Here is a 15,522-nt window from a genome sequence, read left to right as displayed (position 1 = left end):
AAAGCGGGCCGATAGAATAGGCGGATGCATCGACATGTCCATGAACCCGAAATCCTAGCAGACCCTGCAGCCGCACAAACTGCCGAACATTGGCGGCAACGCGATCTTGCCGTGGTGTGGCACCCCTGCACGCAGATGCGTGAGCACCCGCACACGCTGCCGCTGGTGCCGATCGCGCGTGGCGAAGGCGCATGGCTGGTCGGCCATGACGGCCGCCGCTATCTGGACGCGGTAAGCAGCTGGTGGACCAACCTGTTCGGTCATACCGAACCGCGCATCGGCGCGGCCATCGCGCGCCAGGCCGGCGAACTGGAGCAGGTGATGCTGGCCGGCTTCACGCATATGCCGGCCGTGCAACTGGCCGAGCAGTTGCTGGCGATCGCGCCACGCCAGGCCGGGCGCGCGCCGTTGTCCAAGGTGTTCTATGCCGACAACGGATCGGCCGGCGTGGAGGTGGCGCTGAAGATGGCCTTTCATTACTTCCACAATCGCGGCGACCACCGGCGGACGCGGTTCATCGCACTGGAGAATGGTTACCACGGCGAAACCATCGGCGCGCTATCGGTTGGCGATATTCCGCTGTACCGGCGCGTGTATGCGCCGCTGTTGCTGGAGGCGATGTTCACGCCCTCGCCCGATGCCTACCTGGCCGAACCGGGGCAAAGCGCCGAAGACCATGCGCTGCACGCAGCCGATGCGTTGCAGGCACTGTTCGAACGCTCGCCCGGCGAAATCTGTGCACTGATCCTGGAGCCGCGCGTGCAATGCGCGGGCGGGATGCGCATGTACCACCCGGCGTATCTGCGCCGCGCGCGCGAATTATGCGATGCCCATGGTGCATTCTTGATCGCCGACGAGATCGCCACCGGCTTCGGCCGTACCGGCACCCTGTTTGCCTGCGAACAGGCCGGCGTGATGCCCGACCTGTTGTGCCTGTCGAAGGGACTGACCGGCGGCTTCCTGCCGCTGTCGGCGGTGTTGGCCACGCAGCAGTTGTACGACGCGTTCCTGGACGATTCGCGCGAGCGTGCGTTTCTGCATTCGCACAGTTACACCGGCAACCCGCTGGCATGTGCCGCGGCGCTGGCGACCTTGAAGATCTTCGCAGACGACGACGTGATTGCGCGCAACCAACCCATCGCCGCGCGCATGCGCGCGCTCGCTGCGCAGATCGGCGAACACCCGTCCGTGGCGGACGTGCGCCAGGCCGGCATGATCGTGGCCTTCGAGCTGACCCAGGGCGGTAACAAGCGTACGCCGTTTGCGTCTGCCGCACGCGTCGGCCTGAAGGCGTATCGCGCGGCGCTCGAAAAAGGCGTGGTGCTGCGCCCGCTTGGCGACGTGCTGTACTGGATGCCGCCGTATTGCGTGGACGAGGCGCAGCTTGCGTTGTTGGCCGACACCACCCGCCATGCCATCACGGAAGCGGTCGCATGCGCCTGACCCGTTCGCATGTCGCGCTGCCGCTGCACTGCGACCAGGAAGTGACATTGCCGGAAGAGTCGGCCAATCACCTGCTGCGGGTACTGCGGCTGCGCGAGGGCGATGCCTGCATCCTGTTCAACGGCGACGGCAGCGACTACCACGCACGCATCACCGTGGCGGGCAAGCGCGATGCACGTGCGCGGGTGGAACGCGCCGAGCCGCTCTCCAACGAATCGCCGCTGCGTATCACCTTGATGCAAGGCATCGCGCGCGGCGAGAAGATGGATCTGATCCTGCAGAAGGCCACCGAATTGGGCGTTGCGGCGATCGTGCCGGTGATCGCCGAGCGCACCGAGGTCAAGCTCGATGCGGCGCGCACCGAAAAACGCGTGGCGCACTGGCGCAGCGTGGTGGTGTCGGCCTGCGAGCAATCCGGGCGTGCACGTCTTCCCAGCGTGGCCGCGCCGCAGGGCCTGCAGGACGCGGCGCAGGCCAGCGACGCGCATGCGCTACGGCTGACGCTGGACCCACAGGGCGAGCATCGCCTGGGCACGTTGGCATCGAGCATCCAGCAACACATCGTCGTAGCGATCGGGCCGGAAGGCGGCTGGTCGCCACGCGATCGCGCACTGCTTGCCGAGGCGGGTTTCAGCGGACTGCAGCTGGGGCCGCGCATTCTGCGCACCGAAACGGCGGGGCTGGCGGCGATTGCGGCGCTGCAGTCGCGGTTCGGGGACCTATAGCGCCATGACGCCGTAGGACCGCACCCGGGCGCGACCAGGCGTTTATCGGCAACGCCGCGTCGCGCCCGGGTGCGCTCCTACCGGAATGTGGGAATTGCTCGGCATTGCGTCGTCCGTTGCATGTGGACGGCTCCGTCTGCGTGTTCCGGCCTGACACCCGCGCTGGCTCGTAGGAGCGCACCTGGGCGCGACCAGGCGTTTATCGGTAGCGCCTCGTCGCGCCCAGGTGCGCTCCTACCGGAATGCGGGAATTTGCTCGGCGTTGCGTCGTCCGTTGCATGTGGACGGCTCCGTCTGCGTGTTCCGGCCTGACACCCCCCCGCTGGCTCGTAGGACCGCACCTGGGCGCGACCAGGCGTTTATCGGCAACGCCGCGTCGCGCCCGGGTGCGCTCCTACCGGAATGCGGAGTTGATCGATCTGGTGCAGCCGGCTCGCTGCACCTGCCGTATGCGAGCGCTCAGCGGCCGCGCTGCAGGAACCAGCTGGCAGCACCGATGACGCCAAGCTGGCCGTGCTCGACGATGCTCACCGGCACCTGCTCCAGCGCGGGACGCAAGGCGCCCTTGTCGAGCAGGCGCGCGACGAAGTCGCTATCGGCGATAAAGGTGGCGATTTGCGGCAGGAAACCGCCAGCCAGATAAACGCCACTGCGCACGCCATACAGCAGCATCAGGTCGCCGACCACGCTGCCCATAAATCCGCAAAACGCCTGCAAGGCGTCGTGCGCCAATCCATCGTTGCCGGCCATTGCGGCCGCGGTGATATCGGCCGGGCTGGCGTGCACCACGGTGTCCCCACGCAAGGCCGCCAGCGCGGTGTACAGATTCAACAGGCCCGGGCCGGACAACAGCGTTTCGGTCCCCACGTGGGTGCGCGTGCGCCGCAGTTCCTGCAGCAACGCCATTTCCAGATCGCTGGCCGGCGCCAGTGCCGCGTGGCCGGCTTCGGTGGGCAGCACCACCGGATGACCATCGTTGGGGATCCACAGCGCCGCGCCCAGGCCCGTGCCCGGACCAAGCACCAACGCCGGGCCTGCGGCACCCTGCACCGGGCCAGACAACTGCATGACCTGGTTGCCGCTCATGTAATTGGCCGCATAGGCGACCGCTTCGAAATCGTTGACCAGATGCAGGGCCTGCATGCCGAGCTGGCGGCGAATCTGCTCCGGCGCCAGTACCCAGGGCAGATTGGTGGTGATCACGCTACCGTCTTCCAGCGCGTAGCCGGCGCTGGCGATCACGCCCCGGCGTACTGGTGCACAACCCAGTTCCGCGAAGAACGCGGCCATGATGTCGGCAAGGCCCGGATAGTCGGCGCAGCGGTACTTGCGATAGTCCAGCACCGTGATCGGCTTGCCCGCGTCATTGCTCTCGCATACCAGCGCCAGGCGCACGTGCGTGCCGCCCACATCGGCGGCAACGAAGGTTTCGGGGCGCGGAAAGGCCACCGCTTCCATTGGACTGCTTGCGCTCACGCATTCTCCTGATCAGTGCCGGCGGCTGGCTCGTCGTCCGTTATCCGACGAACGGCAAACGGGTAGACAACGTTGTCAGCAATCGTCTTGTAACGCAACCGTGGCAACCGCGACATGGCCCGAGCGGAACGGCACGCCTCATTCGCCAAAAATCTGCAGGCGCGCCGGCGATTCCAGCACAACTCCAGGGCGAACCGGTGGTGTTGCGGTCTTTACGATAGTACGCGCCGATGGTAGCAGTCGCGCTCGCAAAGCGCATTGCGCAAAATGCTGCGGCGCAGCGTTTGCCTTTGCCCGGAAATGCTGCATTGCAGCGCAGTCGCGACCACATCAGAGATCTGTGACGACGTGTTGACAACGCTGTCAGGGCTACGCGAGACTCGATTCAAATCGGGGTTCTGGCAGGAGGGGCCATGGACTGTTCGGTACTGAAGAACGGGCATTCCCTCGCCTGGCATTCCAGATTCGCGAGTCGTGCGTCGCCAGACGTTCCCGCTCGCTGATGTGCGTTTAGCTCCACCGCTTCACCACACGGGGGACACCTCCTTCACCACGCGAATCGCCTGCACTCTGCTTCGAAAGAAGCGTGCCAGCGCAATTATCGCGATCGGTCAGGGCGTGTTGTTTTGCCGGCCACGCCGAGCGCGTTGCGCCCTATCTGCAGGGCAGCGCGCTCACAGCACTAACCAATGAGGTTTAGCCATGCACAGCCGCACCACGACGTTAGCACTCTGTATCACCGCCGCTCTGTACTGCTCCGGCTCTGCAATGGCTGCCGGACAAGAACAACAAGCACCGGCCGGCACGCAGTCGAGCACCACCGAGCTGGATACCATCACCGTCACCGGCTACCGCGCGTCGCTGGAGAAGAGCCAGGCGGTCAAGCGCTCGGCCAATTCCATCGTCGATGCGATCAGCGCCGAAGACATCGGCAAGTTCCCGGACACCAATGCGGCCGAATCGCTGGCGCATCTTCCGGGCATCAGCGTCGACCGTCAGTTCGGCGAAGGCGAAAAGGTCAGCATCAATGGCACCGACCCGGCGTTGAACCGCGTGCTGCTCAATGGCCAGACCATCGCCTCGGGCGACTGGGGCGGCAACCCGACCGACACCAGCGGCCGTACCTTCAACTACACGCTGCTGTCGCCGGAAATCATCGGCCTGATGGAGGTCTACAAGACCCCCGAAGCGCGCATCGACGAAGGCTCGATCGGCGGCACCGTGATCGTGCACACCCGCAAGCCGCTTGATCTGCCCAAGAACACCATCCGCGGCTCGGTCGGCTACAACTACAACGACCGCTCCGAAGAAGGCAATCCGCGCGGCTCGGCGCTGTGGAGTTGGAAGAACGACGACGAAACTTTCGGCGCGTTGATTTCGGCCACGCACGACAAGCAGGATCTGGCACGCGCCGGTATCGAGTTCTTCGGCTACAACACCGGCGCAGGCATCCCGGCGACCGCGAACATCTCCGGCGACGGTGGCAGCGTCGCGACCGCCAAGATTCCGGTCGGCATCAACAGCGCCTTCTTCCAGCAGACCCGCGAGCGCAACGGCCTGCAGGGCGCACTGCAGTGGAAGCCGAACGAGCAGAACGAATTCAATCTGACCGGCATCTACATCAAGGGCAAGTACAACAACTTCAGCGAATCGCGTTACGTTTGCCCAGGCTGCGGCGACCAGGACAAGATCACCAGCGCGACCGTTCAGAACGGCTATATCACCCAGGCCACGGTCACCGACGGCGCCGGCAATGGCAACCAGCCCTATGCGCAGTTGGACACCAACTATCGCGAAAGCACCGTCACCACCAAGAGCCTGAACCTGCGCCACGATTTCTACGGCGAGAATTGGGTGTTCACCACCCAGGTCGGCGACACCAAGGCCACCGGCGGCAAGAATCCCGAGTACCTGATGAAGTTCTTGCTGCAGGACGGCGGCTATGACTTCGCCTACGACGGCAGCCATACCGACGTGAACTACCAGAACGGCGCTGCATCCAACTGGGGCCTGCCGGGCAGCCCGGCAGGATTGCCGGCAGGTTCGACCGCCACCGGCGCCATGCAGGCCGGTGGCATCTACTACGCCAAGAGCGAGGACCAGGAAAAGTACTTCCAGTGGGATGCCGCGCGCGACCTGAGCTGGGGCCCGTTCAACAAGCTGCAGTTCGGCTACAAGTACATCAACCACGATAACGGCGTCGATGCCCGCGGCAATCGCATCAACACCACCGATGCGGTGTCGCTGACCCAGTTCAGCCCAGGCACGACGCCGAGCGGCCTGTACGACGGCCTGGGCGCCAGCGGCGACCTGACCAACTGGTCCACCGCCAACCTGCGCTCGGTGATCAACTACCTGCGCAGCCAGCCGCAAGGCCCCTACAGCATCGACTACGGCTCCTCGTTCGATGTCAAGGAAATCACCCATAACTTCTATACCCAGCTGAACTTCGAGTCCGGCAAGTGGCGCGGCAACCTTGGCGTGCGCTTGGTCGACACCAAGGACAAGTCGCTGTACTGGCAGAACAGCGGTGGCAACAACTACAGCCGTGTCGCGCAGAACACCGACTACTTCAAGCCGTTGCCGAGCTTCAACATCGCCTATGACATGACCGACGATTCCGTGCTGCGCTTCTCGGCAGCCAAGGTCATCGCGCGTCCGCGCTATGGCGATCTGGCCGGTGCGTTCACCTTCAACAGCACCAACAGCCAGAACCTGACCGCCAGCGGCGGCAACCCCAACCTGAAGCCGTACGAATCGACCAACTACGACCTCGCGGCGGAATGGTATTTCGCTCCGTCGAGCATGCTGTCCGGTGAAGTCTTCTACCGCGATATCGGTTCCTACATCGTGACCGACACCAGCGAGCAACAACTGACCGATCCGGTCAGCGGGGTCACCGGGCTTTACACGGTCAGTTCGCCGATCAACGTGTCCAATGCAAAGGTCAAGGGCGCATCGATCAACTACCAGCAAGCCTTCGGCTACGGTTTTGGCTTGCAGACGAACTACACCTATGCCGAAGCCGATGCCAGTGAAGGCCTGAACCTGCCCTACCTGTCGCGCAATACCTACAACATCATTCCGTACTGGGAACAGGGTCCGTGGACGGTGCGCGTCAACTACAGCTACCGGTCCAAGTACTTCACCCAGATCGGCCGGCTGGATTCGAAGGTCTTCACCGACGAATACAAGCAGCTGGATCTGACCGCTTCCTATCAGATCAACGACTGGATGGGTATCAGCTTCAGCGCGACCAACCTGCTGGATTCGACGTACTACTGGTACAACGAAGTGAAGTACGCACCGATCGGCATGTACAAGAACGGCCGCGGCTACCAGGCCCAGCTGAACTTCAAGTTCTGACGTAGTCCCGGCGCGCCACCGACCCTCCACGGTGGCGCGCTTTTTTTTTGGACCTGTCGCTGTCCGCAGCGGCAGGTCGATGTCGCACCAAGGAGTGGTACTGGCCACGCCCCTTCGCCGCCGAGGGGGCGTGGCCAGGCCCGCTTTCGCCATCCACGCGCGGCCGCAGCATGACCGACGCGTTTCGCTTACAGGAGTGCAGTTCCCATGACGACCGATAGCCGCCAGTTCGCGGCTCCATCCCGCCGCCACGCCGGAGCTGCACCCAGGAGCCGAATGCTCGCGTTCGCTCTCTTGCTCGCGCTGCCCGCGCTGCACGTCAATGCGGCGCAATCGCCGACCGCCCCCACCGCCGCCACGCTCAGCCCCGAAGCGATCGACCAGCAGTGGCTCGATGCCACCGCTGCCTATGCGCCCGAACGCGAGCGCCTGGTGCGCGAAGCCGAAGCCGGCGCGCGCAAGGGGCCGTTCCGTCCCGATTGGGCGGCACTGAAGGCCTATCAATCGCCGGCGTGGTACGACAACGCCAAGTTCGGCATCTTCATCCACTGGGGCGTGTTCTCGGTGCCGGCGTTCGGCAGCGAGTGGTATTCGCGCAACATGTATCTGCAAGGCTCCAAGGAGTTCGCCCATCACGTGGCGACCTACGGGCCGCAGGCGCGTTCCGGCTACAAGGATCTGATTCCCAAGTTCACCGCGCCCAAGTTCGACCCGACTGGCTGGGCCAAGCTGTTCCGGCAATCCGGCGCGCGCTACGTGGTGCCGGTGGCCGAACACCACGACGGTTTTGCGCTGTACGACTCCAGGTTGTCCGACTGGACCGCGATGAAGATGGGGCCCAAGCGCGACCTGCTGGGCGAGTTGTCCAAGGCCATTCGCGCACAGGGGCTGCATTTCGGGCTGTCATCGCACCGCGCCGAACACAACTGGTTCTTCGATGGCGGCCGCACCTTCGATTCGGACGTCAACGATCCGCGTTACGCCGGGCTGTATGGTCCGGCGCAGGTGCGCTTGCCGGGCAAGGACGATGCCGATGTGGCCAACGACTGGACGCCGGTCTCGCAGGCCTGGCTGGACGATTGGCTGGCGCGCACCACCGAGTTGATCGACACCTATCAACCGGACCTGATCTATTTCGATTGGTGGATTGCCCACCCCACCTTCCGCCGCAGCCTGCCGACGATGCTGGCGTACTACTACAACCAGGGCGCGGCGCGGAACGAAGCAGACCGCGGCGTGGTGGTGAACTACAAGCTCGGCGCCTTCCCCGAAGGCGCAGGCACGCTGGATATCGAGCGCGGCCAGCTCACCGGCATCCACCCCACGCATTGGCAGACCGACACCTCGGTGAGCAACGCCTCGTGGGGCTATATCGAAAACGACACCTACAAGTCGCCCACCTTCATCATCCACATGCTGGCCGACGTGGTGGCCAAGAACGGCAACCTGATGCTCAACATCGGCCCGCGCGCCGATGGTTCGATCCCGGACACCGAGCGCGGCATCCTGCTGGCGATCGGCAAGTGGCTCAAGACCAACGGCAGCGCGATCTACGACAGCACGCCGTGGCGCGTGTACGGCGAAGGCCCCACGGAAGTGGTGGGCGGCACCTTCCAGGACATCAAGACCAAGCCGTACACGGCCGAGGATTTCCGCTTCACCACGCGCGATGGCGCGCTGTATGCGATCGAGCTCGGCTGGCCCAGCAATGGCGAGGCGGTGATCCGCTCGCTCAAGGCCGCCGACGGCGTACGCGCCGTGACCTTGCTGGCAAACGGCAAGAAGATCCCGTTCGAACAACGCGCCGACGGCCTGCATCTGCGCCTGCCGGTCAAGCCGGTTGGCGAGAGTGCCTACGTCTTCCGCATCGACCTTTCCTCCCCCACTCCCTGACGGATGTTGTCTTTCATGAGTAAGCGATTGACCTGGATGTTGCTCGCGCTGGCACTGACCTGCGCCCCGGCCTTGGCCAAAAACCCCACGGCGTTGTTCTATCTGATGAACACGCAGAAATCGACCAACTCCTTCATCGCCAACGTCGACAAGATCGATGTGGTGGTGCCTACCTGGTATGGCGTGGACCAGAACGGCCTGGTCAACGGCACCCCCAACATGTATCTGTACGACATCGCCAAGCAGCACAAGCTGCGGGTCATGCCGATCCTGTCGATGACCACCGGTCGCGAAGGCTTCCACAAGCTGATGCATGACGAAGCCGCCAAGAAGCGCATGATCGAATCGCTGCTCATCCACGGCAAGCAGCACAAGTACTACGGCTTCCAGTTCGATTTCGAAAACATCGCCTGGACCGACCGCGACGCCTACACGCTGATGGTCAAGCAGACCGCAGACGCGCTGCACAAGGCCGGTTTCAAGATGTCGGTCGCCGTGGTGCCGAACGCACCGGGCTATGCCGAAGGCGGCCAGTTCTCCAAGTGGATGTGGGAATACTGGCGCGGTGCGTACGACCTCAAGGCGCTGGGCCAGGCGGTGGATCTGGTCAGCCTGATGACCTACGACCAGCACACGCGCTGGACCACACCGGGCCCGGTCGATGGCATGGTGTGGATGAAGAAGCACCTGGATTACGCCATCACCCAGGTGCCGAAGGACAAGCTGTCGCTGGGCATCGCCACCTACGGCTATCGCTGGTATACCGGCAACCCGGTGAAGGACGACGGCACCGAGGCGTCGAATATTTCCGCAACGTATATCGATGCAGACGAGTCGTTCCCGCTGGCGCAGGAACAGAACGCCACCGTGCAGTGGGATCCGGTCGAGCAGGAATCATGGTTCTACTTCTATCGCGACGACATGCGCGAGTGGGTGTTCCGCCCTGACGCACGCAGCTTCAAGGCACGTTACGAGCTGACCAGACAATACGGCCTGGAAGGATTCAGCTGCTGGGTGCTGGGCGCCGAAGACCCGAAGGTGTGGGACGAGCTACCGACCGCGCAGCGCTGAGCGCAGCTGACGCAACGACGGCACCGTGATCGGGCGGGCGCGGCTGGTGCAAGGAATCGGACTGCCTGGCTGCATTCCGGTTCCAGCGTCGCCCGCGCCGGTTTTGCAGCGACCGACGCCCCTGACGTGATCGCATGACCACGCAGCGCCCGCGCTGCGCAGCGGGACGAAGCGTGCGCCAGTCACTGCGTCTTCCGACACGGCTTTGCTACTGTGCGTGGCTGCCGTGTACCGCCGCCACATCGGGATCTGATTGCATGATGTCGAACTCCGCACCCACCGCACGCCTGACAGCCGTCTCGCCGTTATCCTCGCGCCTGCTTGCGCTTGCATTCGCGGCAGCGTCGCTGGCCGGTTGCGGTCAACGAGCGCCAGGCACCTCGCCGGCCGTTGCAACCGCGGGCGCACCTGCTGCAGCCGCAAACACTGCGGGTACCGCGTTGCCGCTGATTCCTGCGGCAGTGGAGGTCAAACGCGGTAGCGGCAGCTTCACGGTGGGCGCCGGCACGGTGATCTCGATCGTGCCCGGCGATGCCGATGCACGCCGCAGTGCCGAACATCTGGCCGATCTGCTGCAACGCACACGCGGGCTGCGGTTGGAAGTGCGCGCCGAAACCAGTGCCTCGCCGGGCAGCATCCGCCTGGAGCGCAGCGCGCAGGCGCCGGTAGGGCATAAAGAAGGTTACAGCCTGGAAGCCGATGCCAAGGGCGTGCGCATCGCCGCGCGCGATGGCGCCGGCTTGTTGTATGGCGCAATCAGCGCCTGGCAATTGATGACACCGGACGCGCGCAAGGGCGAGGTCCAGGTCCCGGCGGTGGCGATCCGCGACTGGCCGCGTTTCAGCTGGCGCGGCCAGCACCTGGATGTGGCCCGGCATTTCCATGATGTGGACACGGTCAAGCATGTGCTCGATACGATGGCCCTGCACAAGCTCAACGTGCTGCATTGGCATCTCACCGATGATCAGGGTTGGCGTATCGAGATCAAGCGCTATCCCAAGCTCACCGAGGTGGGCGCATGGCGCACGCCGCCCGGCGCCGGCCAGCACGGCACGCCGCAGCGGTATGGCGGCTTCTACACCCAGGAACAGATCAGCGAGATCGTCGCCTATGCGGCGCGTCTGCACATCACCGTGCTGCCCGAACTGGACATGCCCGGCCATGCACAGGCAGCCGTTGCTGCCTACCCCGAAGAAGTGGGCGTACCCGGCGCACGCACGCAGGTGGGCGTGGATTGGGGCGTCAACCCGTATCTGTTCAACACCAGCGAACGCAGCCTGACCTTCATCACCAACGTACTGGACGAGGTGCTGACCTTGTTCCCGTCGACCTACATCCACATCGGTGGCGATGAGGCGGTGAAGGATCAGTGGGAAGCCTCGCCGGCGGTGCGCGCGCAGATGCGCAAGCTCGGGGTCAAGGACGCGCACGCGATGCAGGGCTGGTTCAACGAACAACTGGCGGCCTACCTCACCCAGCACGGCCGGCGCATGATCGGTTGGGATGAAATTCTCGAAGGCGGCGTGCCGGCGAGTGCGTCGGTGATGTCGTGGCGCGGCATCGAAGGCGCAGTGACCGCAGCACAGCAAGGCCACGATGTGGTGCTGGCGCCGGGCGACTGGCTGTATCTGGACAACCTGCAGACCACCCGCAGCGACGAACCGAACGGCCGCCTGACGGTGTTGCCGCTGTCGAAGGTCTACGCATTCGACCCGGTGCCGGCCGAGCTCAGCGCCGAACAGGCCAGGCATGTACTGGGCGCACAAGGCGCGTTGTGGTCCGAATACATCCCCTCGCGCTGGCACGTGGATCACGCACTGTTTCCGCGTCTTGCTGCGGTAGCGGAAGTGACCTGGTCACCGCCGGCAGCGCGCAACTGGAACAGCTTCCTGGCGCGCATGCCGGCGCAGCTGCAGCGCTACAAGGCGCTGGGCATCGACTACAGCGATGGCGCATTCGCTGCCGATATCGCCCTGGAAGGCGGACCCAATCCGGTGCTCGCCGGCGGGCCGGCCAAGGTGGCGCTGAGCACGCAAGCCGGCGCGGGCACGCTTCACTACACCGTCGACGGCAGCGAGCCCACGCCGGCATCGCCGCGCTACAACGCGCCGTTTACGATTCGGTTGCCGACGACGGTCAAGGCGACTGCGTTCGATGCCAACGGAACGCCGCTGGCGGCCACGCGTCGCCGCAGCTTCGATCGCGCGAGTTTGTTGCGGGTGGATACGCAGGGATTGCAGCACTGCGTTGAAACCGGCGCGCTCGGCTTGCGCCTGCCGCTGTTGCCGGAAATGACCGGCGCCGACACGCCGGTGTACAACGTCGACCTGTTCCGTGCCTGCCGCCTGTATCCGCAGGCACGGCTGGACGGTATCGGCGCAATCCGCATCGAAGCCGCACGCTTGCCCAACAACTTCGGACTGGCGCACGAGCAATCCAAGGTCGTGCAATACCCAGCCAAAACCCGCGGCGGTGAGCTGGAAGTGCGTCAGGGCTGCGACGGCGAGTTGATCGCCAGCGTGCAGCTGCCGCGCAGCGACACCCTGGGCGAGCAATTCACCCTGGAAACCGCACTGCCTGCACGCACCGGCGTCCACGATCTGTGCCTGCGCTTCACCGCGCCGATTCGCGGCCCCCTGTACGCCATCGGCGCCGTTCAATTGATTGAAACCACTGCGCAGGCGCCCCCCGCCGCCACGCGCTGAGCCACCCTAGGAGAGTCACGCATGCCCCTGTCCCGTCATCGTGTTGTTCCCACCCCCGCCCGTCTCGGGCTTGCCCTGGCCCTGGCCATCTCGCAGGCCTGGGCAGCGCCGCCCACGGCGGTGACGCTGGATGGCGGCTGGCGGGTGCGGCTGGTGCCGGGTCAGGAGCAGGGCAAGACGTATCCGAAAGCAGCGGCGTGGCTGCCGGCGCAGGTGCCCGGTGCGGTGCAGACCGACCTGATCGCCGCCAAGATCGTGCCCGACCCGTTCTATCGCGACAACGAAGGCAAGATCCAGTGGGCCGGCCTGAGCGATTGGCAATACCAGACCCGCTTCACTGTCGATGCGGCCACGCTCAAGCGCGAACATGTCGAGTTGGTGTTCGACGGCCTGGACACATTTGCCGAGGTCACCCTCAATGGCAAGCAGCTGCTCAGCGCCGACAACATGTTCCGGCAGTGGCGCGTGGACGCGAAATCCTTGCTCAAGCGCGGCGATAACCTGCTGGAGGTCAAGCTGTATTCGCCGATCAAGAAGATCCAGCCGTGGCTGGCCAAGCAGCCGTATGCGCTGCCGGGTGCCTACGATTCGGCATTCGGGGACGAGCCGGAGGCACGGCACAGCTCGACCTATGTGCGCAAGGCGCCGTACAACTTCGGTTGGGACTGGGGTCCGCGCATGGTCAACGCCGGCATCTGGAAGGATGTGCGCGTGGAAGCGTGGGATGCCGTGCGGGTGGACGGGCTGCATATCGCCCAGCAACGGGTGGATGCGCACAGTGCGCAAGTGCAGGCGCAATTGGACCTGCAGGCCGGCCGCAGCGGCCCGGTGCAGGTGACGCTGGATGTACTGGGCCCGGATGGGCAAAAAGTCGGCCAGTTCACCCAGGACGCGGTGGTCGATCCCGGCCAGAACCGCGTCGACCTGGCGGTGCGCATCGCCAATCCCAAGCGCTGGTTTCCGGCCGGTTACGGCGCGCAGGACCGCTACACCTTCGTCGCTAGCGTGCGCGATGCCGATGGCGACAGCCAACAGATCAAGCGCGTCACCGGCCTGCGTTCGGTGGAGCTGCGTCGCGAAAAAGACCCCTTCGGCAAGAGCATGGAGATCGTGATCAACGGCATCCCGATCTTCGCCAAGGGGGCCAACCTGATTCCGCTGGATGCCTTCCCCGCACGTGTCACGCACGAGCGCATGCGCAGCACCTTGCAGGACGCGCGCGATGCCAACATGAACATGCTGCGCATGTGGGGCGGCGGGCATTACCAGGACGACTATTTTTACGACGTCGCCGACGAGCTTGGCATCATGATCTGGCAGGACTTCATGTTCGGCGGCGCGGTACCGCCATACGACGTGGAGTTCCGCGAGAACACCCGGCAGGAGGCGATCGAGCAGGTCAAGCGGCTGCGCGATCACCCCAGTCTCGTGTTGTGGTGCGGCAACAACGAAGTGCAGACCGGTTGGGAAAACTGGGGCGACCGGGTCAAGTTCAAGCAGTCGGTGGACCCGGAAGAACGCACCCGCATCGAACGCGGCATGACCACCTTGTTCGGCACCGTGTTCCGCGAAGTGGTGGCCACCTACGACAGCGATGTGCCGTACTGGGCCACCTCGCCGGGCACCGATTTCGATGGCGCGGCCGACCAGACCAACGATGGCGACATGCATTACTGGAAGGTGTGGGGCGGCCCTGCCCTGCCGGTCACCGAATACCTCAACGTCACCCCGCGCTTCATGTCCGAGTACGGCCTGCAGTCGTTCCCCGATATGCGCACCGTGCGTGCATTTGCCGAGCCCGGCGACATGGACCCGGAATCGCCGGTGATGCGCGTGCATCAGAAGTTCGACAAGGGCAACGGCAACAAGCGGCTGATGCTCTACATCCGCCGCGAATTCGGCGAGCCCAAGGATTTCGAAAGCTTCGTCTACCTGAGCCAGCTGATGCAGGCCGAAGGCATCAACATCGCGGCCTCTCATCTGCGCGCCTCGCGCCCGCAGTCGATGGGTTCGCTGTACTGGCAGCTCAACGATGTGTGGCCGGGTGCGTCGTGGTCCAGCGTGGATTACTACGGCCGCTGGAAGGCGCTGCATTACCATGCACGCCGCTTCTACGCGCCGGAAATGATCGCCGCGTTGCGCAACGGCAAGGGCCAGACCGAGGTGTCGCTGGTGTCCGACCGCACCACCCCGCTGGCGGCACGCTGGCGCATGCGGGTGATGGGCATGGATGGCAAGGTGCTGAGCAAGCGCGAGGAAAAAGCCAGCGTCAACGCGCTGAGCAGCCAACAGGTGGGCAACTTCAGCGACAAGCAATTGCTGGGCAGCGCCGATCCCAAGCGCACCTACGCGGTGTTCGAGCTGCTGGACGGCGACACGTTGCTGTCGCGTGAGGTGGTGTTCTTCGCGCCGGCCAAGCAGCTCGCCTTGCCGGCTGCGAAGATCGACAGCCAGTGGCGTGCCGATGGCGATGGCTACGCACTCACCCTGACCAGCGACACGCTGGCGCGCGAGGTATGGCTGTCGTTCGGCGATGTGGATGCCACGCTCTCGGACAACGCCTTCGACCTGCTGCCGGGCGAGCCGTTGACCGTACGCGTGACCAGCAAGGCGGCGCTGGCGCAGTTGCAATCGGCGCTGCAGGTGCGCGATCTGGCCGCCACGCTGGCTGGTGCGCCGCCGGAGCCGCAGGAGGCAGCGGCTGCGAAATGAAGAGCGGCGCGGCCCCTCATCCGCCCTTCTGGCACCTTCTCCCGCAAAGCGGGAGAAGGGTGAGGGTTCCTGCCATGGGTGTCCTTCTCCCGCTGGCGGGAGAAGGTGCCCGAAGGGCGGATGAGGGCCGC

General features: G+C 64.8%; 8 protein-coding genes. 7 read left to right on the top strand and 1 reads right to left on the bottom strand.

Annotated elements, in window-relative coordinates:
* Positions 1-24: 24 nt before the first annotated feature.
* The gene (bioA, locus tag EO156_RS04725; RefSeq protein WP_016851465.1) at positions 25-1,443 is read left to right on the top strand and encodes an adenosylmethionine--8-amino-7-oxononanoate transaminase; all 1,419 of its coding nucleotides are present in this window, start codon (positions 25-27) and stop codon (positions 1,441-1,443) included.
* Positions 1,434-2,168, top strand: a complete 735-nt coding sequence (locus EO156_RS04720) for a 16S rRNA (uracil(1498)-N(3))-methyltransferase (RefSeq protein WP_003482429.1) — start codon at positions 1,434-1,436, stop codon at positions 2,166-2,168. Before bioA ends, EO156_RS04720 begins: the two co-directional genes overlap by 10 nt.
* 459 nt (positions 2,169-2,627) lie before the next feature.
* Here EO156_RS04720 and EO156_RS04715 read toward each other — a convergent pair whose 3' ends face one another.
* Positions 2,628-3,626 carry a glucokinase family protein gene (locus tag EO156_RS04715; protein WP_016851464.1) on the bottom strand — a complete coding sequence of 333 codons (999 nt, stop codon included), beginning with the start codon at positions 3,624-3,626 and terminating at the stop codon, positions 2,628-2,630.
* A gap of 720 nt (positions 3,627-4,346) precedes the next feature.
* Between EO156_RS04715 and EO156_RS04710 the strand changes: the two genes are divergently transcribed.
* The 5 genes from EO156_RS04710 (at position 4,347) to EO156_RS04690 (ending at position 15,391) form a co-directional block, all read left to right on the top strand.
* Positions 4,347-7,010: a TonB-dependent receptor gene (locus EO156_RS04710; RefSeq protein ID WP_011052016.1), complete on the top strand. Its 2,664-nt coding sequence runs from the start codon at positions 4,347-4,349 to the stop codon at positions 7,008-7,010.
* 207 nt (positions 7,011-7,217) lie between these two features.
* Positions 7,218-8,903: an alpha-L-fucosidase gene (locus EO156_RS04705; RefSeq protein ID WP_016851463.1), complete on the top strand. Its 1,686-nt coding sequence runs from the start codon at positions 7,218-7,220 to the stop codon at positions 8,901-8,903.
* 3 nt (positions 8,904-8,906) lie between these two features.
* On the top strand, positions 8,907-9,974 hold the full coding sequence (locus tag EO156_RS04700; protein WP_016851462.1) for a glycosyl hydrolase family 18 protein: 1,068 nt from the start codon (positions 8,907-8,909) through the stop codon (positions 9,972-9,974).
* 257 nt (positions 9,975-10,231) lie between these two features.
* Positions 10,232-12,679, top strand: a complete 2,448-nt coding sequence (locus EO156_RS04695) for a family 20 glycosylhydrolase (RefSeq protein ID WP_016851461.1) — start codon at positions 10,232-10,234, stop codon at positions 12,677-12,679.
* 21 nt (positions 12,680-12,700) lie between these two features.
* A complete protein-coding gene (locus EO156_RS04690; protein WP_016851460.1) occupies positions 12,701-15,391 on the top strand; it encodes a glycoside hydrolase family 2 protein in 2,691 nt (896 codons plus the stop codon).
* Positions 15,392-15,522 lie beyond the last annotated feature (131 nt).

The organism is Xanthomonas sp. DAR33341 (genome assembly GCF_003992815.1).
GTDB classification, from domain to species: Bacteria; Pseudomonadota; Gammaproteobacteria; order Xanthomonadales; family Xanthomonadaceae; genus Xanthomonas; species Xanthomonas cissicola.
The sequence above is the reverse complement of the archived record's forward strand: the minus strand, read 5'-3'. Positions and strand labels throughout refer to the sequence as shown.